This is a genomic window from Azospirillum oleiclasticum, from assembly GCF_013423485.1.
In the GTDB taxonomy this organism is placed as follows: domain Bacteria; phylum Pseudomonadota; class Alphaproteobacteria; order Azospirillales; family Azospirillaceae; genus Azospirillum; species Azospirillum oleiclasticum.
Window position 1 is genome coordinate 103,772 of sequence record NZ_JABFFR010000017.1, and the last position, 24,075, is coordinate 127,846.

The 24,075-nt window shown below is 69.6% G+C and carries 20 protein-coding genes and 1 pseudogene; 5 read left to right on the forward strand and 16 right to left on the reverse strand.

What is annotated here, in order from left to right:
* Positions 1-33: 33 nt before the first annotated feature.
* The 3 genes from HL658_RS18760 to HL658_RS18770 all read right to left on the reverse strand — a co-directional run bounded on the left by HL658_RS18760 (position 34) and on the right by HL658_RS18770 (position 3,559).
* Positions 34-1,194 carry a TAXI family TRAP transporter solute-binding subunit gene (locus HL658_RS18760; protein ID WP_180286140.1) on the reverse strand — a complete coding sequence of 387 codons (1,161 nt, stop codon included), beginning with the start codon at positions 1,192-1,194 and terminating at the stop codon, positions 34-36.
* A 293-nt stretch (positions 1,195-1,487) separates the two neighbouring features.
* Positions 1,488-2,351: an IclR family transcriptional regulator gene (locus tag HL658_RS18765; protein ID WP_180286141.1), complete on the reverse strand. Its 864-nt coding sequence runs from the start codon at positions 2,349-2,351 to the stop codon at positions 1,488-1,490.
* Entirely contained in the window at positions 2,348-3,559 is a 1,212-nt protein-coding gene (locus tag HL658_RS18770) for a CaiB/BaiF CoA transferase family protein (RefSeq protein ID WP_180286142.1), read from the reverse strand. Before HL658_RS18770 ends, HL658_RS18765 begins: the two co-directional genes overlap by 4 nt.
* A 177-nt stretch (positions 3,560-3,736) precedes the next feature.
* On the opposite strand from HL658_RS18770, the gene HL658_RS18775 reads away from it, so the two are divergent.
* The 3 genes from HL658_RS18775 to HL658_RS18785 are packed head-to-tail and all read left to right on the forward strand — an operon-like array spanning position 3,737 to position 5,927.
* The gene (locus HL658_RS18775) at positions 3,737-4,591 is read left to right on the forward strand and encodes an oxepin-CoA hydrolase, alternative type (protein WP_211109790.1); all 855 of its coding nucleotides are present in this window, start codon (positions 3,737-3,739) and stop codon (positions 4,589-4,591) included.
* Between the two features lie 4 nt (positions 4,592-4,595).
* Positions 4,596-5,426, forward strand: coding sequence for an SDR family oxidoreductase (locus HL658_RS18780; protein ID WP_180286144.1), 831 nt, complete (start codon positions 4,596-4,598; stop codon positions 5,424-5,426).
* Positions 5,427-5,465: 39 nt separating this feature from the next.
* Complete coding sequence (locus HL658_RS18785) at positions 5,466-5,927, forward strand: MaoC family dehydratase (RefSeq protein ID WP_180286145.1); 462 nt, start codon at positions 5,466-5,468, stop codon at positions 5,925-5,927.
* A 267-nt stretch (positions 5,928-6,194) separates the two neighbouring features.
* Here HL658_RS18785 and HL658_RS18790 read toward each other — a convergent pair whose 3' ends face one another.
* The gene (locus HL658_RS18790) at positions 6,195-6,431 is read right to left on the reverse strand and encodes a hypothetical protein (RefSeq protein ID WP_180286146.1); all 237 of its coding nucleotides are present in this window, start codon (positions 6,429-6,431) and stop codon (positions 6,195-6,197) included.
* A gap of 119 nt (positions 6,432-6,550) precedes the next feature.
* Here HL658_RS18790 and HL658_RS38215 point away from each other — a divergent pair, with 119 nt between their 5' ends.
* Together HL658_RS38215 and HL658_RS18800 are read left to right on the forward strand one after the other, a co-directional pair.
* Positions 6,551-6,844: a ribbon-helix-helix domain-containing protein gene (locus HL658_RS38215; protein WP_425485353.1), complete on the forward strand. Its 294-nt coding sequence runs from the start codon at positions 6,551-6,553 to the stop codon at positions 6,842-6,844.
* Entirely contained in the window at positions 6,786-7,199 is a 414-nt protein-coding gene (locus HL658_RS18800) for an ArdC family protein (protein WP_180286148.1), read from the forward strand. Before HL658_RS38215 ends, HL658_RS18800 begins: the two co-directional genes overlap by 59 nt.
* On the opposite strand, the pseudogene HL658_RS37220 reads toward HL658_RS18800, so the two are convergent.
* From HL658_RS37220 to HL658_RS18860, 12 genes and pseudogenes are all read right to left on the reverse strand, one after another.
* Positions 7,181-7,492, reverse strand: a pseudogene (locus tag HL658_RS37220) (IS21 family transposase); the annotation flags it as partial. The gene HL658_RS18800 and the pseudogene HL658_RS37220 sit on opposite strands and share 19 nt — an antisense overlap.
* Before the next feature lie 44 nt (positions 7,493-7,536).
* Positions 7,537-8,259 carry a 4'-phosphopantetheinyl transferase family protein gene (locus HL658_RS18805; RefSeq protein ID WP_180286149.1) on the reverse strand — a complete coding sequence of 241 codons (723 nt, stop codon included), beginning with the start codon at positions 8,257-8,259 and terminating at the stop codon, positions 7,537-7,539.
* A 27-nt stretch (positions 8,260-8,286) separates the two neighbouring features.
* The gene (locus HL658_RS37225; RefSeq protein ID WP_343055208.1) at positions 8,287-10,452 is read right to left on the reverse strand and encodes an MFS transporter; all 2,166 of its coding nucleotides are present in this window, start codon (positions 10,450-10,452) and stop codon (positions 8,287-8,289) included.
* A gap of 19 nt (positions 10,453-10,471) precedes the next feature.
* Positions 10,472-12,622 (reverse strand): TonB-dependent receptor, encoded by a 2,151-nt coding sequence (locus HL658_RS18820; RefSeq protein ID WP_343055209.1) that lies wholly within the window; start codon positions 12,620-12,622, stop codon positions 10,472-10,474.
* 88 nt (positions 12,623-12,710) lie between these two features.
* On the reverse strand, positions 12,711-13,676 hold the full coding sequence (locus HL658_RS18825) for a helix-turn-helix transcriptional regulator (protein ID WP_180286151.1): 966 nt from the start codon (positions 13,674-13,676) through the stop codon (positions 12,711-12,713).
* Between the two features lie 13 nt (positions 13,677-13,689).
* Positions 13,690-14,583, reverse strand: a complete 894-nt coding sequence (locus HL658_RS18830) for a helix-turn-helix transcriptional regulator (RefSeq protein WP_180286152.1) — start codon at positions 14,581-14,583, stop codon at positions 13,690-13,692.
* Positions 14,584-14,725: 142 nt separating this feature from the next.
* A complete protein-coding gene (locus tag HL658_RS18835; protein WP_180286153.1) occupies positions 14,726-15,391 on the reverse strand; it encodes a pyridoxine/pyridoxamine 5'-phosphate oxidase in 666 nt (221 codons plus the stop codon).
* Positions 15,392-15,408: 17 nt separating this feature from the next.
* Positions 15,409-16,185: a thioesterase II family protein gene (locus HL658_RS18840; protein ID WP_180286154.1), complete on the reverse strand. Its 777-nt coding sequence runs from the start codon at positions 16,183-16,185 to the stop codon at positions 15,409-15,411.
* On the reverse strand, positions 16,182-17,309 hold the full coding sequence (locus tag HL658_RS18845; protein WP_180286155.1) for a Gfo/Idh/MocA family oxidoreductase: 1,128 nt from the start codon (positions 17,307-17,309) through the stop codon (positions 16,182-16,184). The genes HL658_RS18840 and HL658_RS18845 overlap by 4 nt, the downstream gene beginning before the upstream one ends.
* Positions 17,309-18,409 carry an NAD(P)H-binding protein gene (locus HL658_RS18850; RefSeq protein WP_180286156.1) on the reverse strand — a complete coding sequence of 367 codons (1,101 nt, stop codon included), beginning with the start codon at positions 18,407-18,409 and terminating at the stop codon, positions 17,309-17,311. The genes HL658_RS18845 and HL658_RS18850 overlap by 1 nt, the downstream gene beginning before the upstream one ends.
* Complete coding sequence (locus HL658_RS18855) at positions 18,406-23,781, reverse strand: non-ribosomal peptide synthetase (RefSeq protein ID WP_180286157.1); 5,376 nt, start codon at positions 23,779-23,781, stop codon at positions 18,406-18,408. The genes HL658_RS18850 and HL658_RS18855 overlap by 4 nt, the downstream gene beginning before the upstream one ends.
* On the reverse strand, positions 23,778-24,075 hold a 298-nt coding region (locus HL658_RS18860; RefSeq protein ID WP_180287651.1), incomplete at its 5' end, for a phosphopantetheine-binding protein. The genes HL658_RS18855 and HL658_RS18860, both read right to left, overlap by 4 nt.

A 24,075-nucleotide genomic window follows, 5' to 3' on the forward strand; every position in this document is an offset into this window, starting at 1 on the left:
GACCCGCATCGACGGGCGATCAGACGGGAGGGGCTAAAAGACCATCTCGAATCCGCCGGCTTTCAGCGCCTCGGCCCGCTTCCTCTCCCAGGCCTCCTCCCAGTTCCCCGGATTGGCGGCGACCAGCTCGGCCCATGCCTTTGCCAGCGCCTCCTGCCGGGCAACAAGCAGGTCGTTGTGCGCCTGCGCGGCGTCCGACCAGACGCCAGCCTCCTTGTAGAAGCGTATGGCGCCCTCGTGGTACGGGATCACCCAGTCGAACTTCTGGAAGCGCATCGCCCAACCGTCGATCCCGGGTGCCTTGCCCGAATAGGCCGGCAGCAGCTTGAACATGGCCTTCGTCATGTTGTAGGACAGCGTGGCATCGGTCATCTCGTAGTTGATCAGGATCGGGTAGGCGAAGGCCGCCATGTCGCGACCGCCGGTCCCGTCGATCGTTGCGCCCACCGTCGCCTGGACTTTGACGTAATAAGGTGCCACCGCCAGCAGCCGGCCGAGCGCCGCATCGTCCTTGGCATCGAAGTCCGGCCAGACGAGCCCGCGCGGCCCCGCCGCCGCTTCATAGACGTTGCCGGCGTTCGTCGCGGAAAACGCCGCGTCCACCGATCCTTCGATCAGCCCCTTCCAGGCCGCGGCGAAGCCGCCGAATTCGACCTTCTCCACGTCGTTCCAGGTCAGACCGCCATAGGCCAGCCACGCCGTCGCATTCACGTTGAGCGCCGGCGCCCCCTTTATCCAGGCGACGCGCAAGCCGCGGATGTCGGCAAAGGTGAAGCCCTTGCAGTCCGGTTTGCCCTTCGCGCCGCAGATGTCGCGCGCGACACCGAGGGACATAGCGACGCCCCCGCCGGTGTTGGTGGCGAGGACGCGGATCTTCTGGGGCCCCCAATTCTTCCCGCCGAATTCGAAGACGCCCTCCTGCACCAGATAGACGCCGATGCCATTGGCCGAGAACTGGGCCTTGCCTTGCCGCAACGGCTCCATCCGGGAGACGTCGTTCTGTCCCGGAAGCAGCCTCAGATTGACGTCCGCCGCATCCTTCAGCGCGGCACCGATGGCCACCGCCTGGTTGTACCCGGCCGATCCGGTACCATAGGTCGACCAGACGAGCTGCTTGGGAAGGTCGAAATCCGCGGCACCCGCGGAGGATGAGATCAGCCACACCGCAGCGGCGGCGAGTGTCTTCGTTTGCATCTGTTTCCTCCCTTGGAGCGATCGACGCCTCAGCGAAGGCGACCGCCCGGATTACCCTGACATATTGCCGGGTGCGGCTCAATATGAAGTTTCATAATACGCCTCATCTGTCACCTATTGTTTCAAATAATGAAACTCGTGAATCGAGCATGGGGATCGTCACACCATCGGGCGCGGTCAAACGCACGGGCGCGCGGGTCCGGCGGTCCGAAAAGCGATCGGTGTGGTCGGGAAGAAGGTCCGGACTCCGGCGCCGGATCCCAGGCTCGCGGGTGGGTTCGTTCCGGCGCAACTCAGCGCCGGCCGGCCGGTCCGTCCAACGTGAAGACACCGGAATGGCGGATCGACTCCGCCGCATCCGCCAGCCGCGGACCGAGATCCGTCTCGAAGCGGTCGGCGACCGCCCGGTAGCGTGGCAGCGCGCAGGCGATCGCGACGGAGAGCCCATCCTCGGTCCGGCCGAGCGGGGACGCGGCCGCCACGATGGTGGGCCGCCAGTCACCATAGGACACGCAGAAGCCCTGCCTGCGGCAACGCTCCACCGCCGCCGCCGTCATGTCGGCGAAGGCGGCGAACTCCTCGGCGTGAAAGGCGCGCAGTTCGGCGATCTTGTCGTCGAAGTCGCGCCCATCCAGCAGCGAGAGCAACGCCCACCCGAGTGCCGACCGGTGGAGCGGTCCGGTCTGCCCGATGTCGGGAATGTACGGCCATCCCGGTGGGTTGCCCGCCGTCTGGATGTGGACGAACGAATCGCCCGACATCACCCCGAGCGAGCAGTTGCCGTCGCACATCTCCGCCAAGTCGCGCATGGTCCGCAGGACGTCATGCCGCCACGGCATCGCCGACAGCACCGGATAGGTGAGCGCCAGCAGTTTGGGCGCGAGCTGGAACGCTCCCTTCCGGTCTCGCCGCAGATAGCCCAGGTGAACCAGCGTTTTGCACAGGCGCGACACAGTCGGGCGGTTCAGACCCACCCGGCGCGCGATCTCGGCGTTGCCGAGCGACCGGTCGCCCGAGCCGAAACACTGCAGGATTTCGATGCCGCGGATCAGCGTGGACGAGAGCGACGCGTCGTGTGCGGCGCGAGGGTCAAGCAGCGCCCCCTCCTCCGCCCCGTCCCCTGCCCCGTCGTTGGCAAAATCCTGATCATCGCTCATATGACGCCCTTGGCCCTGTACCCCGCGATTTCAACCTCGTCGAGGCCGACGACCTCTCTATAGATGTAATCGTTGTCGGCAGCGAGGCCCTTTGCGGCCCAGCGGATCTTCCCCGGCCGTCGGCGGAACCGGGGCACCAGGCCCTGCATGCGCACCCGGCCGAAATCCTCGTCCGCGACCTCCGCAATCGCCTTGCGGGCGGCGAACTGCGGATCTGCGAAGATCTGGTCGATGGCGTAGATCGGTGCGAGGGTGCCGCTGACCTTGCGGAATGCGGCAACCGCCTCGTCCTGCGTATGGGCCGCGATCCAACTGCCGAAAATGCGGTCGAGATCGGGGGCGTTCTCGACGCGCGCCGCGTTGGACGCGAAACGCGGATCGTCGGGCAGTTCGGGCCGGCCGATGGCCTTGGCGTTGTTGGCGAAGGTGCGGTTCGTGCTTCCGGCCAGCGAGACATACCGCTTGTCGGACGTGAGATAGACATCCGACGGTGCCGAGTAGAGATTCCGGTTGCCGCTGCGCCTGCGCACCTCGCCCAATTGGTCGTACTCGATGGCCAGAACCTCGATGATCCGGAACATGGCCTCGGTCAGCGACAGGTCGATCTCCTCGCCCTTCTCGCGGTCGCCCTGTGCCACCCGCCAGAGCGCGGCCATGATGGCGAACGCGCCGAACAGGCCGCCGATCGGATCGCCGATGGGGTAGCCGGTGTGCATCGGCGGCTGATCCTCCGCTCCGGAGATGCTCGTCAGCCCGCCCACCGCCTCGAAAATCCTCGCGAATCCCGGCAGGCCCGCGTTCGGACCGTCCTGTCCGAAGCCACTGAGGCGGAGCACGACCAGACGCGGGTTGGCGCTCCACAGGGTCTCGATGTCGAGCCCCCAACGCTCCAGCGTGCCCGGGCGGAAATTCTCGATGACGACGTCGCTCTTCGCCACCATGCGGAGGAAGAGCGCCTTCCCCTCGGGCCGCCGCAGATCGAGGGTGCCGAAGAACTTGCCCCGGTTCGTCACCTTCCACCACAGCGACTTGCCGTCCCGGAAGGGCGGAAACCCGCGCAGGCCGTCGCCGAGCCCGGGAAGTTCGAGCTTCACCACCTCCGCACCGAAATCCGCCATCAGGGTTCCGGCCATCGGTCCGGCGATGATCGTCGCGATGTCCAGCACGCGCAGGCCCTTCAGTGGACCCTCGCCCTCCGCTCCATTCATGGTCAATCCTCCATTTATTAAAACCACAATAGCATTGAATGTCATTATATGAAACAAAATTGGCTCCCCGTAGCAAAATCCGTTGCGTGCGTCCGATGCCCGTCGCTATGCTCGGCACCCTGGACGGAAGCGGTGCCGGGCGGTCCCGTGCAAAGCCGCGACGAGGGAGGGGAAAGGGTGACGGGTTCCGACGACCGGACGCTGCTGCACGCCGACCGGCGTGGCGCGGTCCTTCTGCTCACGCTCGACGGTCCGCGGACGCGCAACGCGATCGGCCCGGATGTCTACACGGAGCTGCAGACCTCGATCATTGCCGCCGGGGCCGACCCAGACATCCGCGCCGTCGTGCTGACGGGTGCCGGCGGCTATTTCTCCTCCGGCGGCAATGTCCTGGCTCTGCGCGACAGCGCCACGCGGACACTGGCGGAGGTGACGGCCAACACCGACCGGCTGAACGGGATGATCAAGGCGATCGTGGACGGCCCGATCCCGGTCATCGCCGCGGTGGAGGGCGGTGCGGCCGGGGCGGGGGTCGGTCTGGCCCTCGCCTGCGACCTGATCGTCGCCGGCGAGATGGCGGCCTTCACGGTCGCGCACATCCGGGTGGGCCTCAGCCCCGACGGCGGCGTGACGCATTTCCTTTCGTCCGCCCTGCCCCGCCAGCTCGCCCTGGAGATGTGCCTGCTGGGTCAGCCCATGCCCGCCGCGCGGTTGGCGCAGTTCGGCGTCGTCAACACGCTGACACCACAGGGAGGGACGCTGGAGGCTGCGCTCCGGCTGGCCGATCGGGTGGCATCCGGCCCGCCGGAGGCGACCGCCCGGATCAAGCACCAGATCACCACCGCGCCCACCCACGACCTCGCGACCCAGCTCGAGATCGAGGCGCGCGCCATCAACCTTGCGCGCTTCGGCACCGAAGCGGCCGAGGGGCTGTCGGCCTTCATCGCGAAGCGCCGTCCGGACTTCGCCGGGGCCCACAGGGGAACGGCCGGCGCCGCCGGCCGCGAAAGCCTCAACCGAGGGGAGAACTGACCGAATGTCCGGTCCGTTGAAGGGGCGCACCATCCTGATCACCGGCGCCAGCCGGGGCATCGGGCGCGAGATCGCCGTGCGGGCGGCCGCCGACGGTGCCAACATCGTCATCGCGGCAAAGTCGGATGCTCGGCATCCGAAACTGCCCGGCACCATCCATTCGGTCGCCGAGGACGTGCGCAGGGCGGGAGGGCACGCCCTTCCGGTGCGGCTCGACGTCCGTGACGACGCCTCCATCGCGGGCGTGATCGAGGCCGCGAAGGACAGGTTCGGCGGACTGGACGCGGTCGTCAACAACGCCGGAGCGATTCGGCTCGCCCCCGCGGCGAACCTGGAGATGAAGCGGTTCGATCTGCTCCATCAGATCAACACCAGGGCGCTCCTCGCGGTCGCCAAGGCGGCCCTGCCGCTGCTGGAGCGTTCCGAGAACGCCCACATCCTCAGCATGTCGCCGCCGCTGAATCTCGATCCCCGGTGGCTGGCGCCGCACATCCCCTACACGGTGACCAAATACGGCATGACGCTTCTCGCCATGGGCTTGGCCGAGGAGTTCCGCGGCCGGCGGATCGCGGTCAACACGTTGTGGCCGCGCACCACCATCGCGACGGCGGCCGTGGAATTCGAAGTCGGCAGCGCGTTCATGGACCGGTCGCGCACCGCGGCGATCGTCGCGGACGCCGCCTGTCTGATCCTGCAGGCTCCGGCGGACACGTTGACCGGGCAGACCCTGGTCGACGAGGAAATCCTGCGCCGGTACGGCCACACCGACTTCGACCGGTACCGGCACTGCCCGACCGGCGGTACTCTGGCCCTGGACCTTTATGTGGATGGCTGACGATCGTTCGCGATCGGACGTCGTTGGGGAGAATGATCCATGATGACACTGCCCCGTGCGGAATACGAGGCCAGGGTCGGCCAGGAAATCGGCATCTCGCGCTGGATCGAGATCACCCAGGACCGCATCGACCGGTTCGCCGAATGCTCCGGTGATCGCCAGTTCATCCATGTCGACCCGGAGCGCGCCAGGGCCACACCCTTCGGCGGCACGATCGCGCAGGGATTCCTGACGCTGTCCATGATCGCGGAGATGCTCCAGGACATCCCGCGGATCGAGGGAGCGACCATGGGCGTGAACTACGGACTGAACCGCGTGCGTTTCGTGGCACCCGTCCCCGTGGGCAGCCGCGTGCGCGGGCGCTTTGTGCTGACCAGGCTCGAGGACATCCGGCCAGGGGAGCTGCAGACCACCATGACCATTACGGTGGAGATCGAGGGGATAGAAAGACCCGCTCTGGTCGCCGAATGGCTGGCCCGCCGCCATGTTGCGGTCTGTTGACCGGCTCCTTGTCGCGACGCGGTCTTTCCGCGCCCGACTTTCGCCGAACCCGTGCCGGAGCTGTTGGCGCCGCAGGCCCGTTGTATCCGGCGGCTTGCCAACGCATAAGAGCCGGTCGCCGTTACCTGCGGCGGGGGAGCCGGTGCACCACTGCAGCATCGGCTCGGCATGCCGGTCACGACGGCGGATATGTCGACCAGGTTCCTGGCAGCGCGGTGCTGCGGGTGGTGGCTGACAACGTCCTCAGGCCGGAGCCATTCACCGCCTTTACCTTGCCGCGGTGAAGATCGCCTCCATGGTCCGAAGCGTCGCCACCGCGTCCTTTGGCGGGTAGGAGGAGACATGGCCGGCGCGCAGCAGACGCGCGAAGTTGGCGGCTTGAAGCGCGTACTGTGCGGCGGCCCGCAGCTCCTCCACGACCGTGGCGGCTGCGCCATGGACCGAGGCGCCATCCACCAGGATCCAGCAGGGCTGGTCCGGCAGCGCGTTGAAGGGAATGCGCATTCGTGGTGTCAGCGTTCTCACAGACCGGACACGTGCTCGCGGTGTGAGATGCCTCACACAACAACATGTCCCAATTGTGGTAATGATCCTGCGCAACGGCTAAAGGAGCAGGTGTCGGCATGCAATGTACCCCTGACGATCTCGAGCCGGTGCGTAGCTACGTGATACTTGACCGCGGGCGTACATCGGTGTCGCTGGAGCAGCATCGGTGGAACCGGCTCGATGCCATCGCGCGGACGACCGGCATGCCCGTGAACGCCACATCCGCGAGCTGCACAGCCGGCTGTCCGCCTGCGCCGTCCCTCGCAGCGTGCAGAGAGGGGCAGCCTGACAACAGGACACCGGAATCCGGCAATGGACGATCTGATCGCCGAGGACGCCGGTTACGAGCAGATCGCCCGCCGCATTCTTGACGCGGCCACGCAGGGCCCCGCCGGTCAGTGGCGCATGCCCTGGCACGCGCTGAGCGGTGGCTTGCCGGAGAACGCTTTCACCGGCCGGCGCTTCCGCTCCACCAACCTGCTGACCCTCGCCATCGCCGCCCGTCGCAAAGGCTACGGCGCCAACCTCTGGGCTCCGCGCGCGCAATGGGAAAAGAAGCGAGGCCGCCTCAGGCCGGGTGCGGTGGGCACGGTGATCCTGGTCCCGGTCTTCGACGACGCGGGCCCTGCGGCCCGCTGGGATGCCGCCACCAAGGGCATCCAGGACCGCTTCGGCCCGCTGGGCAGTGACCCGGTCGGCGGTGAGCAGCGGCGCACCGCGCCGTAGCTGCCGGTGTATCCGCGCTCGCGCAGCCCCTTATACAGGCGGATCGGCGTCAGCCGCTCCCGCGCAGGCTTGGCGTCGTTCTCCGCCAGCATGCGGTCGAGGTCGCCGGTCCACCGGCCGAGCCTGGGCCGGGGTTGCACCTCCCGCTCGTACTCGAAGGCGGTGGCGCCGGAGCGCAGCACCTTGCGCACCGCGTTGCGCGATACGCCGAGGGCCCGGGCGATCTCCTCGATCCCCTTGCCCTTGACGAAGAACTCTCGCCAGATCCGCCCGATGGTCTCCACGATCAGCATCCACACCATCAGTTCACAGAAAGCCCACCCGCGCACAGGTCTCATTACTCGTGACTGCGCCAATGGCTGATTCTCGGCCCCGGCTGGCCGCCACCGCGCACCGCCAGCGCCACAACGTGCGCCTCCGTGGGGCACCACTGCCGAAACGTCCAACGGCCGGCACCGGTGGACGTGACCGGCTCCCGCGCCATCCGGGGCGGATTGGGCAGAACCGCAAAGGACGTAAGGCCCATTCCCAAACCCCGTCCATCCGCCTTGAGGACGGCTTCCTTCAGCGTCCACAGATGGAGGAAGCCGGGCTCGGATGGCGATCCCCGTCGGCACCGCAGCCAAGCCGCTTCTTCCGGAGCGAGGACGGCCTCCGCGAACCCGTCGTCAATGCGGCGGTCGAGCCGCTCGCAGTCCACTCCCACCGCACAGCCAATCGCGACCGCCGCCGCCGCCAGACCCCGCGTGTGGCTGAGGTTGACGTCGACGCCGGCATGGGTGGGATGGCGCAGGCGCGGCTTGCCGCCGGGATGGTCGGCCGCCACCATCGCGGCTTCGCAGCCGAGGACTTCCTGGAGGAGTTCATCGAGCAATCCGTGCGCTGCGATGAAGGAATCCCGGTCGGCATCGAAGCGGAAGCGCCGGGACCGGCCGCGGTCGGCCGGCGACAGCCGGGTCAGCAAAGCCTGGCGGCGCTCTGGCGCCAGAGCGTCCGTGATCAGCGTCGCGACACGGACGCTCCCGCCAAGCGGCGCATCAGAAGGCTCCGATCGCGACATCCGCTGTCCTCGCGCCTCGCCCCCGCGTTACCGGCTGACCAGCAGAACACGGGCGGGCGCCTCCACCGTCACGCCGTGAACGCTGCCGGCCGGCACGACGGCATGCTCCCCCTCACCGATCTCGCGGGAGGCGCCGTCCATGTCCATGCGGACCCGCCCGGAGAGGATGTAGAGAAACTCCGCCTCCGATGCCCGGTGCGCGGGAACCGGACCGGAAATCTCGGCCTCGACCACCACGATGTCGTTCATGGTGCCGAGCACGGTTCCGCGAAATCCCGGCATCGCGATGGTGTGCCCGGCCGGCGGGCATTTCCGCGAGACATGGAGATACCCACCCTCCCGGGTCGGCCGGACATCCCGAAGACGCAATCCCGCCGCCTCCACCCAGCCGGTCAGGCGTTCCGGCGCATCGAAACGCATGCGCCGGCCGATAGGGCCGAACATCCGGTGTGTACGCTCCTCCACCTCCGGCGCCATGGTGAGGATGGACAGCGTCCCGCCGGGGGCGAGGACACGCCCCATCTCGGCGATGGACGCGGCCGGATCGGGGAAGAAGAAGAAGGCGTGCATACAGAACACATGGCTGAAGGTCCCGTCGGCGAAGGGGAGCCGGGCGGCGTCCCCCTGCCGAACTTCGAGCCGGCCCGCCGCGATCGCCACCGCGTTCTGAGCCTTCGTCGTCTCCACCATGTCGACGCTGTGGTCGATTCCCGCACCATCGGCCCCGTTCGCCAGCACCCGGGCGAGGAACGCGCCGCCGCCGCACCCCACGTCGAGTACGCGGTCACCAGGGCCGACCGGCACGACGGACAGAGCCAGTCCGAAGCCTTGCTGATGAGCCGAAGCCCGGCGATACAGCCGGCGGCCGATCCAGCCGCCCGGCCGGCGGGCGATGTGGTCGGTCAGCCGGTCTCCGAGGCTCCTCCACTCCCCGGCGGCCGGTCCCGTCAGCGACCGCGTCACGGCCATCCGCGCCACCAGGGCGACGACCAGGAGCACGGCGGCCAGACAACCCAGGTTGACAAGCAGCGCCGTGCCATACCCGAAGGCCGCCGCCAGACCCATCGCGGCGCTGGAGATGAGCATCTCGCTCAACACGTTCGCGCTCTGCAGGACGGTCACGTCGGTTCCAGCCTGCTCCCCGTGGGCGGCGAAGCGCATGATCAGGGTGTAGGTGGCGACCGAAGCCATGCCGCCGCCCGCACCGAGCGCGATCATCGCCGGCATGACGGCCGCTCCTTCCGCCGGCAACACCCGCCAGACGATGAGCAGCCACAGGAGCAGAGCGCCCCCCACCACGGCAAGACCGCCGGCCAGGGCCGGCCAGATGCCATGGCGTGCGGCAACCCAGGATCCCGCCGGGCCGCCGAGGACGATCAGGGAGAGTCCGCACAGGATCGCGGCGCCGCCCACCTCCCCCAGCGACCAGCCGGCGTCGGTCAGGATCAGCTTCGACAGCGCCATGCCTCCGGTGTAGAGCGTGCCGTAGCTGAACACGATCAGCAGCAGCGGCCAGATCGCCGGACGCCGGAACGCCGCGAGGATGCCCGCCCGGCGGGCCGGGACGGCACCGTCCGCCACGCCGCGGCGCGGCCCCTCCGTCCAGCGGACGACCGGCACGAGGGCCAGGAGGAGCAGGAGAACCATCGTCGCCATGGCGATCCGGTAGCCGGCGAGGTCCGTGAGCAGGAGCAGGCCCGCTCCCCCCATCATGAACCCGGCCATCATACCCCCGACCTGCAGGGCGTTGGCCCACGCCAGCGCGCGGCCATCCAGGGTTTCCGCGGCCAGGCCGTCGGTCGCGATGTCCTGGGTGGATGCGGCCACCACACCCAGCAGGACGAACCCGATCGCCCACGGTGCGGAGGCCGCGCCGAGGGGAAACAGGGCGATCAGCGCCAGGGACACGGCCAGAACCGCCTGCATGGCGAGAATCCAGCCCCGGCGGTGCCCCAGGGCCGCGCTGCCGTGATTGTCCACGAAGGGCGCCCACAGCAGCTTGAGAACCCAGGGAAGGGCCGCGAGCGGCAGCAGCGCGATGACGGACAGGGGGGCCTCGGCAGACCGCAGCAGCACCGGCAATGCCTCGAAGGCGAAGCCCAGCGGCACCCCCTGGGCGACGTAGAGAGCTCCGATCAGGGACAGGGACGGGGCCGGGCGGTCCACGGCGGAAGCGGCCGGGGTGGTGGTCACGGACTCCATGCTCCGCCCCTCACCACGTCGCCGCGACGGTCAGGCCGAACGTCCGCCCCTCGGCGGCGACGCCCATGTCGACCCCGCCGAAGTCGAAATACTGACGGAGATACTGCTCGTCGGCCAGGTTCTTCGCCCACAAGGTCGCCGACCAGCCCGCCCCTCCGACCCCGATCCGCGCGTCGACCAGATGCGTCGGATCCTGACGGTAGGCGTTGTCCGCGGTGAAGGAATAGGAACTCCGGTAGCTGTAGTCCAGGCCGGCCCGGACGGTGATGTGGTCGTCGATCGGCATCGTCAGACGTGCCCCCAGACCGGCGCTGTGCTTCGGTGCGTAAGGAAGGGGGTTGCCGGAGTGGTCGGCGCCCAGAACCCTGTCGATGAACTCGTCGTACTTGGCGTCGAGATAGCCGTAGCTGGCGTTGAAGGACAGGCCCCTGGTCACCTGCAGAGATGCTTCCAGCTCGACGCCCTTGGAGGTCGCCTCCGCCGCATTGCTGATGATGCGGGTGGATGGGGAGGTGTAGGTGACCGCCTGCTGGTCGTTCCAGTCGGTGTAGAACAGCGAGCCGCTGACCCGGAGGCGGTCGCCGAACCACAGGGCTTTGGCGCCGATCTCGTAGGAGGTGGTCACCTCGGGGTCGTAGCGGTTGGGCTGGTTGTTCACGTCGATGAAGGGCGAGATTCCTCCGGACTTGAAGCCGCGGCTGACCTTTGCGAAGGTCAGGTTGCGATCGTCGATCTGGTAGACGATCGACAGTTCGGGCGAGAGGTTCTGGAAGGAATCCGTCTCCGAGACACGGCCCGGAGTCCCCATGAAGAAGGTTCCGCTCGGGCTGGACGTCTCGGACGTGGCCTCCTTAATCTCGTAGGTATAGCGCAGGCCGCCGATGAGCTTGAGCGCCGGGGTGATGGCATAACTCACCTCGGAGAAGGCGGAGAAGGTGTCCGTATCCTGGGTGAAATCGGTGCGGCTCCACTGGCCGCGCGGCAGCGAGGCCATGTCGTAGAACTGGTCGCCCTCGAACCATTCGTGCATGTAGAACAGGCCGCCGCGAGCCTCGACCGGACCGCTCCCGCCGGAGAGGCGCAGTTCCTGGCTGAACTGACGCTGCTCTTCGGTCTGCGCCTGCACGAGGGGAAAGCCCGGATCGGAGGTGAAATCACCGTCCAGGATGGTCTCCAGCGAGTGCCCCCGGAAGGCGGTGATCGAGGTCAGGATCACCCCGCCGAAATCATGGTCCAGCCGCCCCGAGATGCCGGCGATGTCGAGATCCCTGGTGGCGGGGTAGTCGTGATCCGCCTTGTACTTGAAGGCGTTCTCGACCGTGGCGTACCAGAGGCCACCGTCGTCCCGGTCGCGGGAATAATCCACCGAGATCCTGATCGTCGTGGCGTCTCCGATCTCACCCTTCATGGCGAACCGTGTGGCCAGGGAATCCGTGTCCGAAACGGTGTCGCCGTCGCTGTTGGTGATGTAACCTGGTGACCTGTTCCAGGAGGCGTAGCCCCTCACGCCGAGCTTCGCCCTGCCGCCGTCGGAGAGGGGCGCGTCGAAGGCGCCAGTGAGGCGACCGGTGTGAGAATCGAGGTCCCGCGTCCCGGCAATGTCGCCCTCCAGCTGGACACCGAACCGGTCGCCGGGATCCCGCGAGGTCATGTTGACCGCGCCGCCGATGGTGTTCTTGCCGTAGAGGGTCGCCTGCGACCCGCGCACCACCTCGATCCGCTGGATGTCGTTGAGATGGGTCGGATAGCCGAACGGCCGGGCGATGAACACGTCGTCGAGGAAGACGCCGACACTGGGTTGCCGGTCGACGCCGGCCGAAATCCCCAGCGAGCCGACGCCGCGGATGGAGAGCGGCCCGCCCTGGTCGTTGTACAGCGTGTTGGGGCTCCGGAAAGCCATGTCCTCGAGTGTGTCCACCTGCCCCAGCCCGACATCCTCCTCTGGCACGACCGTCACGGCCACGGGTGCGTCCTGGGCGTTTTCCACCCGTCGGCGGGCGGTGACGAGCAGGGGATCCAGAACGATCGTATCCGGCCTCGCCTCCGCTGCTTCCTGCGCGTCGGCAGTCGAAGACAACAACGCACTAATAACTACCGCACCAACCAGCCCACCAGTCGCAAAGATTTTGACTGCGCTCATCCTCGATGTATTGCCGATCATCTTCAGACTCCAAGACAACGCCTATTCAAAAGCATGCTCGGAGCACCGCCAAAGGACAATGTTATCGACTTTCGGGATTCGGACTTCGTCATTCGGGATTCGGCGCGCCCATCTCCGGGCCCGTGACGGACGCGCGCCGGCCCGTCAGGATGGCCGGCGACACCCCGAACCGTTTGCGGAATTCGGTGGCGAAGTGGGCGGGCTGGTAGCCGAAGGCGTAGGCGACCCGGGCGACCGAGGTTTCCCCCGCCTCCAGCATCAGGCGGGCGCCCTCCAGCCGGCGCGACTTGACGAACCCGTACACCGGCTCCCCGAAGAGCTCCACGAATCCCTGGCCGAGCTTCCGGGTGTTGATGCCCACGGCCAGAGCCAGATCCGGCACGGTCGGCGGGGACTCCAGCCGTGCCAGCAGAAGATCGCGCGCATGGTGCAGCCGCTCGATGTCCTGGGGGGTCCAGCTCCGCGCCGGGCTGTTGCGCCCGCTCCCCGTGACGGGGGCGGCGGCCGGCTCCTCCTCGCGCGAGCCGACCATGTGGGCGACGATCTCGAGCGCCTTGCCGGCGAGGTAGCAGCGGCGCGACGCGCCCCGGAGCGGGCAGCCGAACATCTGCCAAGCCAGCGCCTGGACCAGGACCGCCGTCTTGCGATCGCCGCCGGCAGTGGCGTCGGCGGGGGCCTCGCCCGTTTCCCGCCCCGGCGAGGCGAAGGCGCCAAGCCCCTCGGCGCCCACGATCGATTCCGCATGCTCCGGCGCGATCCGCACGAAAACCCCGGACACCTCGCCGTCCTCCAGGGCCATGTGGCGGGACTCCACCGGCCGCTCGGAGTGGAACCGCGAGAAGGTCCCGGCGCGCCAGACACTTTCGCCCCGTGCCGCACGGTCGATCGCCACGCGCCCTTTCAGCATCGTGCCGAACCAGAACCCCGGACCGATCACCGACGACCATTCCAGGCCCCGGCGGACGGTCTGGGTGTTCATGAAGATGCTCAACCCCGCCGCATGGATGATCTCCACGGTTCGCTCCCCCTCGCCACTGATCCGGCCGATCGTCATCCGCGCTGCGCCGTCACCCGAGCGCGCCCTTGCGCGCCTCGCGCGGCAGGACGCCGAACTGCTTGGAGAACGCGGCGCTGAAATGGCTGATGTTGCTGTATCCCAGCGTCACGGCGGTTTCCGTCACACCGTGGTGGCGCAGCAGGACGCGGGCGCGATCCATCCGTTCCCGCTGGAACAGCGCGTAGATGCTGTGCCCGAAGAGGGCCTTGAAGCCGCGTTTCAGCTTGAGTTGATTGAGCCCGGTCTCTTTGGCGAGCTCGGCGATGGTGGGGGGATTGCTGAGATCCTGGAGCAGCCGCTCGCGCGCCGCGATCAGCTGCCGCCGGTCACGGGGAGAAACGGTGTCGGTCCCGTCTTCGGAGCGGAACGCGTTGAGGTGCCAGGCCAGGAACTCCAGGGCCGCGGCGTGCAGCAGCAGGGCCTGGGCGTCCTCCTGGATCAGCCGGACCAGCCGATGGGCGGCGTCGCTGGCCCGGTAGCTGCCCTTGTTGCGGAGGATGCAGAATCCCTTGCCGATGTCCCGGCTGATCCGGGGATAGTCCTTGCCGGCCACGGCGGACAGGGTGTCGAGCGAGGCGACCAGCTCGACGTTCTGGTGATCGGCGGGCAGCCGCAGGCGGAAACGCTCCCCCGGCGCGAAACTGGTCAGCAGGTGCCCGGTTCCAAGGTGAAGCCCCCGGCTCTCGCCGAAGGTCACCTCCACCGGGCCGCGGACAAGGCAGCTGAAATGGACGCAGTCCCTGTCGATGTGCGCGGTCGTCTGGACATCCCGGCTGCCGCGGAACGAGAACAGCGACACCGTCAGGCCGGGCTGCAGCTCGACCGTCTTCATCTCCGCGCCGGGAAGCGAGTCCGACAGACAAAATTGCTCGTTGAAGAACTCTGACGAGCGCAATTCACACATATCGCGACGCCCCTCCCGACATCATCTGCGCAGCAGCATAGCGCGAATGATAATCGTTCTCAAACGATTCCGCTGCGGGGGGGGGTCGTGAAAAGGAGCGGAAGGCCGGTGGGTACTCCCCGCGGTGGGAGACCGGGAGCAATCAGGGGGACAGTCGCTCGACGCTCCAAGCGCCGTCACTCGCCGCACGACGGTAGTGGATGCGGTCCTGGAGATCGTCCGGACGCTGCTGCCAGAATTCCATCTCCCGGGGCACACAGCGGAAGCCTGCCCAGCCATCGGGGCGGCCGATCTCCCCCCCTTGATGACGGCTCCGGGCGTCATCGAGGAGGCGTTGAAGGTCGGCCCTGTCTCTGATCACGTCGCTCTGCCGGGTCGCCGACGCCACAAGCCGGATGCTCGCCGGCAGGGCCAGGAAGGCGGCGTCCGCCTCCGCCCCGGTGAGGCGCTCCACCCGCCCGCCCACACGGACGTGACGCCCGATCTCCAGCCATGCGAAGCACAGCGCGACATGAGGGTGAGCCTCCATCTCCATAGCCTTGCGGCTCTCGCCGTGGGTTACGAAGACGAACCCGTGGTCCACCGTCACCAGATCCATGACGCGAAGGGACGGCCGGCCCTCGGTGTCCACCGTGGCGAGCGTGGCCGCCATCGGATCGAACGGCCCCGTCGCCACCCAGACCGCGTGCCAGCTGCGAAAGGCAGCCAGGGGATCCGGGCCGAGGGCCGCCTCGTCGATGCCTTCGCGGCGGAGCCGGGCGCGCAATGCGCCCACGGCCGGCGGCGCGGGTGTCGTCGCAGTGGTCATTTCATCCGCTCCTCTTGTCAGGGTGTGCACAGCCATGGGGCATGGCGGGGCAAGCGCGCCGCCAGATCGCGCACCAGCCGCGCGGTGTGGTCGTTCAGGTAGAAGTGGCCTCCGGCATAGGAGGCCAGGGTGAAGGTTCCGGTGGTGCCGGCCGCCCAATCGGCGGCCTCGTCCGCGCTGACCTCCGAGTCCGCGTCGCCGATGAACACCGACAGTGGTGCGCGCACCGGCGGGGCGATCCTCCCCTCGTAGGTCTCGCTCAGCCGGAAATCGTTGCGGATCTGGGGGATGACGAAGGCCCGCAGATCCTCGTTCTCCAGTACGGCGCGCGCCGTGCCGCCAAGCCGTACGACCTCCGCGATGATGCCGTCATCGTCCTGGCGGTGGATGGTCTTGGGCCTCTGGCGGTGGGGTGGCGGCCGCCCCGAGACGAACAGATGCTCGACCCGCACCCCCGCCCCTTCCAGACGCCGGGCCACCTCGAAGGCCACCGCGGCTCCCATGCTGTGGCCGAACAGAGCCAGGGGCAGGTCGGTCAGGGTGGCGGCGGCTCCGGCGATCCCGTCGGCCAGAGCGGCCATCCCGTCGCACAGGGGTTCGGCGATCCGGTCCTCCCGGCCGGGATACTGGACAGCCAGGATCTCCAGGCCGGGTGGCGCGAAGGAGCCCCAGCGGCGGTAGAACCCCGCCGCAGCGCCGGCCGGCGGGAAGCACAGCAGCCGTCCGGCCGGTGCGGTGGCGACGCCGTACCGGCGGAACCAGCGGCGGGCCAGGGGCGAGGAAAAAACGGTCATGGACGCACGATCTCCTGGGCGCGGGCATCGGACAGGATGGCGCCGGGCGGCACCGGCGCCGTCTCCCGCGCGGAGGGCGGCGCGGGGAAGCCGAGCAAACGGGTCGCCTGACGCCACGCCTCGCAGACGGCCAGATGGTACTGGCCCCGTTCCAGCGGCGGGGTTCCGGCGTCGATGGCCGCGGCAAGACGGGTCAGGGCCTGCACCACGCCCCGGGGCCAGACTTGCCCGAGAACCTGCCGGTGCGTCGGCGGCGGCCCGTCCAAAGCCCAGGCGACGGTCGGATAGTCCAGATGGGCCTCCGGCGCCTCGTCGATGGCGGCCAGAGGGGCGGCCGAGGCCGGTAGGTGCAGGCGGGACGTCCAGACGACGGGACCATGCGTGTCCACCAGTGTGAGGCAGCCACCTCTGCCGCCGATGGTGATCCGGTGAAGCTGGTGGGAGTGGTTGTCCGGATCCCGCGGGTCCAGCTCGTTCTGCACCCGCAGCGTCAACGGCACACCGGCGAGCACCCCTTCCAGCGTGCGGTAGGGAGGGGCCGAGGCGGCAATCCGGCTCACCGCCTCCGGCCACGGCGCGGGCGGCACGAAGGCCCAGGGGCGCACACCGCCCAGCGCCTCACCCAGTATGTCGAACAGCGTGTAGGCCACCTGGATGGAGCAGGCGGCATCGACGAACGACAGCGGCCCCAACGCGGCCAGCCGGCGCGCGGCGTCGATGAAGGCGCGCACCGGCGCGATGGTCACATAGTGGGTGTTGAAATGGAACTGGACCCCGTTGCGGTGCGCCGTGCGCAGGCAGTCGGCCAGTTCCGAGGGCAGCAGCGGGTGCTCCTCCAGAACATGGATGCCGCGGTCCATCAGCGCTTGGGCCAGGATGGCGCCCTCCCCGCCGCCGGCACCGGCCCCGACCACCACGCAGGCCGCCTCCACGTCGTCGGGCACCTCCGCCACGGAGGTCAGGAGCGGCACCCCGTAGCGCTCCGCACAGCGCCGCGTGCGGTCGCTGCCGCGGCCGAGGATGCCCGCCAGCTCGAAAGGAACGGCAGGATCGAGAAAGGCCTTGAGATAGACCCGGCCGAACTTGGTGCCGCAGACGATCGCCCGACGTTTCCGGTGGACCATCAGAGCACCCCATCGTCGAAGGCCGGCACCGCCGCCGCGGTCGGTGCGATGTCGAGAAGCTCCAGCGCCGCCACGGCCGGGGAGGTCCGCAATTGCGCCAGGGCCGACGCCGTGTCCATCACCTCTCCGGCGAAATGAAGCCCCGGCGGCAGGGCGCCGTCGCGCACGGCCAGAGCCGCGAAGGCGGCGAAGGCACCGCTGAGGGCGTATCCGTCGGTCCCGCGCACCACGGCCACGCGCGCGCGTGCCCGGTTCTCCAGCCGGCACACCATAATCTGGTAGGGCGTGCGGCCGGCCAGGTCGAGCGCGGTGGCCCGGCACAGCAGGTCGATGGCCTCCTCCTCGCCGATGGCGGCGAGCCGGTGCTGGACGTCGCCGAAGGCCTCGCGCAGATGCCGGCCCGCGAAGACGTTGTACCAGTCGGCCCGCTCCAGCCCCAGGCCGCCGGCCACCCGCTCGTTCTCCCGACTGAGGTAGGGAAAGGCCGAGACCGGGTGCGGGAAGAAGGGGATCGCCACGTCATGCAGCGCGACCAGGGCGCGCCTTGCGCGGCCACCGCGCCACGCCGCCATCGGCTCGCCGTGGCCATTGGCCAGGCTGGCCACATAGTCCCCGGCGGCGGTGCGGGTGAAGCGGTCCAGCCCGCCGGCGTGAGCGGTCAGGACACGGGCGTCCGGCAGCTCCGTCGCCAGATGGCGGGGCAGCAGAGCGGTCAGCCCCGGCATGATGCCGGCCGACAGCACGGCCCGTCGTCCCGTCGGCAGCGGCAAGGCGGACAGAAGCGCGTGGACCGGTTCGTCGCCCGCCGCGTCCACATAGTCCGCCCCGCTGTCCAGAGCGGCCCGCACGGCGCAATCCATCACCAGCCGGGTCGGCCCGGCGGCGTTGACCACCACCGCGCAGCCGGTGCAGAAGGCGCGCAGCCCCTCCGGCTCGGTGATGTCGACGGGCACCACCTCCTCCCCCGGCAGCGTCGCGGTCTGCAGGCCTCCGGCGTTGCGGCCGCCCAGACGCAGCGGGCCGGCGCCGGCGAGGCGGAGGTGGTGGAGCACCGACCGGCCGACCGCCCCGGTGGCACCGAGGAGCCCGATCCGTCTCATGCCACGGGCTCCACGACCAGACGCGCGACCGCGGCGACATGCGGTGGCTTCAGGCAGCTGAAATGGCCGCCGGGAATCGCGTGCACCCGGAGATCGCCCAGGCAGAGGCCCCGCCAGAAGCCGGCCACATCCTCCTCCAGCCATGGCAAGGCCGGCTCCGGGTTCTCGGGAAGCAGCAACTGGATGTCGCCGGCATGAAGGCCCGGCCGGAAATGGGCGTACGCCGCGAGGCTGTGCCGGAACAGGGACAGATGCGTACGGGCGTATCCCAGCGCGTCGATGTCGGCACGGTCCAGAACCATGGCCGCCGCGATGCGGTCCAGGCGCTCCTCCGCCGGCATCGCCAGCAGGGACCGCAGGGCGGGCCCCGCCGCCGGATGATCGGCCAACGCCGCCATGGTACCGTCCGCGATCATGCCGCCGCGCCCGGCCGCCCGCAGCGCCGCCCGCACCGGCGCGTCGTCCGCCGGGTAGCCGGCGCGCCCGGGATCGGCCCCGATGAACCGGCAGAAGGCGTATTCCAAGGCGAGGTCGTCGAGCACCGCGTGCGGCGCGCCGCAGCTTCCGACCACGGTGAGCGCGGGCACGGGCACCCCCCGTTCCGCCAGTCGTCCGGCCACCGCCACGGCGAGAAGGCCGCCCAGCCCGTAGCCCACCAGCCTTGCAGGCGGATGGGGAGCCAGCAGGGTCGCGTATTCGTCGGCCAGGTCGTCCACCAGGGTGGCCGGGTCCCGCTCCAGGTAGGCGGCGACCTTGGTGACGGCGAGCCCGGCGAGGGGAAGCCGCTCGCCGAGGGCGTGGTTGAGGTGCAGGTAGGGGGCCATGGTGCCGCCCAGCTCATGCACCAGCACGCAGGCAGGATCGCCCGTGAGGTCACCCAGCGGCGTGAGGGCCGAGGCCGGCGCCGCCTCGGCCAGCTCCTCCTCGCTCAGAGGACTGGCCTGCCGCAGGAAGGCCGCCAGCTCGGCGATGGTGGGCTGGCGCAGGATCTGGCGCATGGTCTGGCTGAACAGAAGATGCCCGGCCTCGGGGAAGCGGCTGTGGAGGCGGCTGGTGAGCTGGGAGATGAGCAGGCTGTCGCCGCCGATCTGGAAGAAGTCGTCGTGACGGCCCACCCGCTCCAGGCCCAGCACCTCGCCCCACAATGCGGCGAGCCGCCGCTCCAGCTCGTCCGCCGGGGCGGCGCTCTCCCGCGCGGACGGCCCGGCGTCGCGGGCCACCCAGGCCCGCAGCGCCTTGCGGTCCACCTTGCCGTTGGCCGTCAGCGGCAGGGCGTCGACCACCTCAAGGCGGCGGGGCACCATGTAGATGGGAAGCCGTTCGGCCAGTTGGGCACGCAGACCGGCCTCGTCCAGCTCCGCCAGATCCGTCTTGAAGCAAACGGCGAACACGCGCTGTCCGACGGCGGCGATCGGATCGTCCGCGCGCGGCAGGACAACCGTCGGCGACCCGGCCGCGTCCGCCAGCAAGGCGCTCCATCCGGCCTCGTCCAGAAAAATCCGGTCGGAAAGGCCACGCTGATCGGCAAAGGCGTCGTCACCCACCATGAACTCCATGGAAGCCATGGTCCAGGCGATCTCCTCCACCGTCTCCACCACGACCAGCCGGCCGCCCGGACGCAGCAGCCTCCCCAGGGCGCGCAGCACGGCGGGCAGGTCCGTGGCGTTGTGCAGGACGTTGCAGGCGACGATCACGTCCTGGCTGTTGGGGCGGTGGCCCTGCTCCCTCGGATCAGCGTTGATGTCGAACAGGCCGGTGCGGACGAACGCATGATCGGCAAACACCTCCGCCGCCCGGTTGAGGAAGAAGCGCGAGACGTCGGTGAAGAGGTAGTCCACCTCAAGATCCGCCAAGGCCGGTATCAGCGCGGCGCTGGTGCCGCCGACGCCGGCGCCGACCTCCAGCACGCGCAAGGGGCCGCGGCCCGGCCGTGCGGCGCCGCGGACCAGATCGATGACCGCGGCGTTGATCCGCCGACCGACCAGAGACTCCGCGTAGGCCGCCTGGACGAACTCGCCCCGACCCTCCGGGAAGAACAGCTCCGTCGGGGCGATCGCGCCGCGCAGCATGGCCACGGTCTCCCGCGCCGCCAGCGCCAGATAGCGCGGCACCACATCGCCGTAGCCGTGCAGGGCGCGCAGGCGCTCCACCTCGTCCCAGGCGGCCGCGATCTCGGCGTCGCCGGGCCGCCCGGCGGACTCGTATTGTCCACCCCGTTCCCGCAGGAATCCGGCACCGGCGAGGAGGACGAGCCACCGTCGCGCCAACCGCCGCAGCGCCGGTATCACGCCGACGGAGTCGAGGATCGTCTCCGCATCACCCCAGGGACCGGTCTCGGGCAGGCCGCCGGCCTCTCCGATGGCGCGCGCGAAGGAAAGGCGCGCCACATGGTCCAGGGCCCCGCTGAACGCCACCGCGGCCGTGCTCTCCGCCGCGTCGAAGGGCTGGTGGTCCGGTACGGGAAGCGGCGATCCGGCAGCCGGGGCGGGCTGCGCGAAGGCGACGAGCTGACGCTCCATGGGGTCGTCACCCTCCACCAGGACGGCGGCGGTGGCGACGCCGGGGCTGGCCTGCAGAGCGGCTTCGATCTCCGCCAGCTCGATGCGGTAGCCGCGGATCTTGACCTGGGAGTCCTCCCGTCCCAGGAACTCGATGAGCCCCCCGGGGCGGTAACGACCCAGATCGCCGGTGCGGTAGAGCCGCTCGCCCGTCACCGGGTGGTGGATGAAGCGCTCCGCCGTCCGCGCGGCATCCCCCAGATAGCCGATCGCCAGCCCGAGCCCGCCGATATGGAGCTCACCCACCACCCAGTCGGGACAGGGGCGCAGATCACGGTCCAGGACATGGAAGCTCTGGTTGGCCAGCGGCCGGCCGTAGGGCACGCTGGGCCAGTCCGGCGGCGCTTCCCCGATCGGGTGGAGAATCGACCAGATGGAGGCCTCGGTGGCGCCGCCAAGTCCGTACAGAGCGACATCGGGCAGGTGATCCCGGAGCCAGGCCGTGAGTCCCAGTGGAATCCAGTCGCCGCTGAGCATGACGCGGGTCAGCGGTAGCGACCGCCGCCCCCGCTCCGCGATCAGGACATCGCGCAGCATCTGCATCTGCGCCGGCACCGAATTCCAGACGGTGACGCGGTGGTCCTCGATGAGCGCGCGCCAATAGGCTGGATCATCCCTGCGATCGGCACGCGGCAACACCAGGGCGCCGCCAGCGGCGAGCGGCCCGAAGATGTCGTAGACGGACAGGTCGAAGCCCAGGCTGGCCAGCCCGAACACCCGGTCATCGGAGCCGACGTCCAGGATGCGGTTGATGTCGACGACGGTGTTCAGCGCCGCGCCGTGGGCGATCATCACGCCCTTGGGCGTTCCGGTGGAACCGGAGGTGTAGATCACGTAGGCCAGCGTGTCCGCGCCAATCCCGGCCGGTGCCGGCGGCGGCGGCGCGGGCGGAAGGGTGGCGGGGTCGAGGACGCGGACCGTCTCCGGCCAGACGCCGTCCGGCCTCCCGAGCGCCAGCCGCGCCCCGGCATCCTCCAGGATGCGGTCGCGACGCGCCACCGGCTGGCTGGTGTCGATCGGCAGGTACGCCCCGCCGGCCATCAGGATGCCGAGCACCGCGGCCACTTGGCGCCAGCCCTTCTCCAGGGCGACCGCCACCAGAGATCCCGGCGCACAGCCATGGTCCAGGAGCGTCCGGGCGATGCCGCCCGCCGCCGCCGCCAGCGCGCCGTAGGAGACGATCTCGCCATCCCCGATGACCGCCGAGCGTTCCGGGGCCATGGCCGCCCACACGAGGAAGCCCCCGTGCAGCGGTCCCTCGGGCGCCGGAGCGGCGGTGTCGTTGGCGGCGCGGCGTGCCTCGGCCTGTTCCGGCGGCAGGGGCAGCGGCGTCGCTTCCATCCAGGCGCCCTCCCCCGCGGCGAGCGCCCGCAGCAGGCCATCCATGGCGGCGAACATGGCGTCGGGCACACCTTCCGACAGGACGCCGTCACGCACATCCCATTGCAGGACGAGCGTGCCGGCGCGCTCGATCGCCTGACAGTCGATCCACACCTGGGGGGTCTGGCTGAGACCGAAGACGGGCTCGCCCAGATCGGTGCCGGTCTCGTCGAGCCCGATGGTGCTGGTGAACACCACCGGCATCAGGGCCGCCCCCTGGCCGCGCCGCCGCGCCAGTTCCCGCATCACCTCGACGCCCGAGAACAGGCGGTGGTCCATGTCGCGCCAGAGCTGGTCCTGGACCGCCCTGGCCAGCGCCGTGAAGGTGCGATCGTCCGGCGGCTCGACGGCCAACAACCCGACACTGGTGAAATCGCCCACCAGCGCCTCGACCTCGGCGTGCAGGGGCCGCCGGTTCAGCAGGGTCAGATTCAGGCTGAAGCTCCGGCCGCGTGACCAGCGGCCGAGGATAGCGGCGTAGGCGGCCAGCACGGCCACGGTGGGCGTCACGCAGTGATCGCCGGCCCGCATCCTGAGCCCGGCCCAGGAGTCGCGATCCAGCACGAGCCCCAGGCGCCGGAAGCCGGCCGTTCCGGTGTCGCCGCGCGGCGACAGGGGCAGATCCGGGGCGGGCGGCAGGGCGTCCAGCCGTCCGAGCCAATAATCCCGGTCCCGCACGTGCGGCCCCCCGTCCCGATCCGTCCGATCGGCCAGCACATAGTCCCGGAAGGTGAGCGTGAGCGCCGGAAGCTCGCGCTCCGGCTCGCGGTACAGCGCCGCGAGCTCGCTCAACAGGAGCTGCACGCTCATGAAATCGGCGATGAGGAAGTCGATGGCGAAATGGACCAGTGCGTGATCCGGCGCGAGGGTCACCGCGAGTTCGAAGAGAGGCCAGCGGTCGATGGTGAAGGGACGATGGGCCATGCGCGCGCGCAGGTCCGCCACGGCGGTCGCCCGGGCGCCTGGCTCCGTCGATCTCAGATCCTGGACCGCGACGGTGTAGGGGGAGACCTCGGCCGCCACCTGCTGATAGCCTTCGGCGAGGATGCGGGCGCGCAGCATGTCGTGACGGGCCACCAGCCGGTTCCACGCCCGCTCCAGGCGGGGCGGATCGACCGCCTCCATCCGCAGCTCCACATAGATCTGGCTGCCCACACCACCATAGGCGAAGACGTCCTGGCGACCGAGCAGATAGGCCGCCTGCACGTCGGTGAGGGGAAAGGGCTCGCAGCGGAGATCCGGGTCCGGGCGGATCGCGGTGGCCTCGGCGCGCCGGCGCAGGTGGCCGATCACCGCTTGGCGGTTCTCCCTCACGGCCGAGCGCCGCTCCGGGGTCATGACGCCGTGGGGCGCGCGGAAGCGCAGTTCACCGCCCTCTTCCCAAAAGCTGACGCCGAGCGTCTCGAGGTGGGCGACGAGTTCCAAGGCCTTCATAGCGTACCCTCTTCCATGTCCTCGATGCCCTGCGGGTTCCGTGCCGCCTCAACCGCCCGAGCCAGCCCGGCGATGGTGGGCTCCACGAAAATCCGCCTCAGGGAAAGTTCGATGCCGAATCGTCGCCCGACCTGGGTGGCCATCTCGGTAGCGAGCAGGCTGTCGCCGCCGAGGGAGAGGAAGTTCTCGTCGCGGCCGACGGCGTCGAGGCCGAGCAGGTCGCGCCAGACGGCGGCGATGGCGGCCTCCACCGGCCCCTGCGGCGGGGCGGCCTCCTCCTCGGGCAGCGGTGCG

Coding starts and splice junctions, on each gene's coding strand:
- HL658_RS18830 (WP_180286152.1), bottom strand. CDS start 14,583: ATGTGTGAATTGCGCTCGTCAGAGTTCTTCAACGAGCAATTTTGTCTG.
- HL658_RS18800 (WP_180286148.1), top strand. CDS start 6,786: ATGGACGATCTGATCGCCGAGGACGCCGGTTACGAGCAGATCGCCCGC.
- HL658_RS18840 (WP_180286154.1), bottom strand. CDS start 16,185: ATGACCGTTTTTTCCTCGCCCCTGGCCCGCCGCTGGTTCCGCCGGTAC.
- HL658_RS18790 (WP_180286146.1), bottom strand. CDS start 6,431: ATGCGCATTCCCTTCAACGCGCTGCCGGACCAGCCCTGCTGGATCCTG.
- HL658_RS18855 (WP_180286157.1), bottom strand. CDS start 23,781: ATGAAGGCCTTGGAACTCGTCGCCCACCTCGAGACGCTCGGCGTCAGC.
- HL658_RS18850 (WP_180286156.1), bottom strand. CDS start 18,409: ATGAGACGGATCGGGCTCCTCGGTGCCACCGGGGCGGTCGGCCGGTCG.
- HL658_RS18820 (WP_343055209.1), bottom strand. CDS start 12,622: ATGATCGGCAATACATCGAGGATGAGCGCAGTCAAAATCTTTGCGACT.
- HL658_RS18835 (WP_180286153.1), bottom strand. CDS start 15,391: ATGACCACTGCGACGACACCCGCGCCGCCGGCCGTGGGCGCATTGCGC.
- HL658_RS18780 (WP_180286144.1), top strand. CDS start 4,596: ATGTCCGGTCCGTTGAAGGGGCGCACCATCCTGATCACCGGCGCCAGC.
- HL658_RS18760 (WP_180286140.1), bottom strand. CDS start 1,194: ATGCAAACGAAGACACTCGCCGCCGCTGCGGTGTGGCTGATCTCATCC.
- HL658_RS18770 (WP_180286142.1), bottom strand. CDS start 3,559: ATGAATGGAGCGGAGGGCGAGGGTCCACTGAAGGGCCTGCGCGTGCTG.
- HL658_RS18765 (WP_180286141.1), bottom strand. CDS start 2,351: ATGAGCGATGATCAGGATTTTGCCAACGACGGGGCAGGGGACGGGGCG.
- HL658_RS18785 (WP_180286145.1), top strand. CDS start 5,466: ATGATGACACTGCCCCGTGCGGAATACGAGGCCAGGGTCGGCCAGGAA.
- HL658_RS18805 (WP_180286149.1), bottom strand. CDS start 8,259: ATGTCGCGATCGGAGCCTTCTGATGCGCCGCTTGGCGGGAGCGTCCGT.
- HL658_RS18825 (WP_180286151.1), bottom strand. CDS start 13,676: ATGACGATCGGCCGGATCAGTGGCGAGGGGGAGCGAACCGTGGAGATC.
- HL658_RS38215 (WP_425485353.1), top strand. CDS start 6,551: ATGCAATGTACCCCTGACGATCTCGAGCCGGTGCGTAGCTACGTGATA.
- HL658_RS18845 (WP_180286155.1), bottom strand. CDS start 17,309: ATGGTCCACCGGAAACGTCGGGCGATCGTCTGCGGCACCAAGTTCGGC.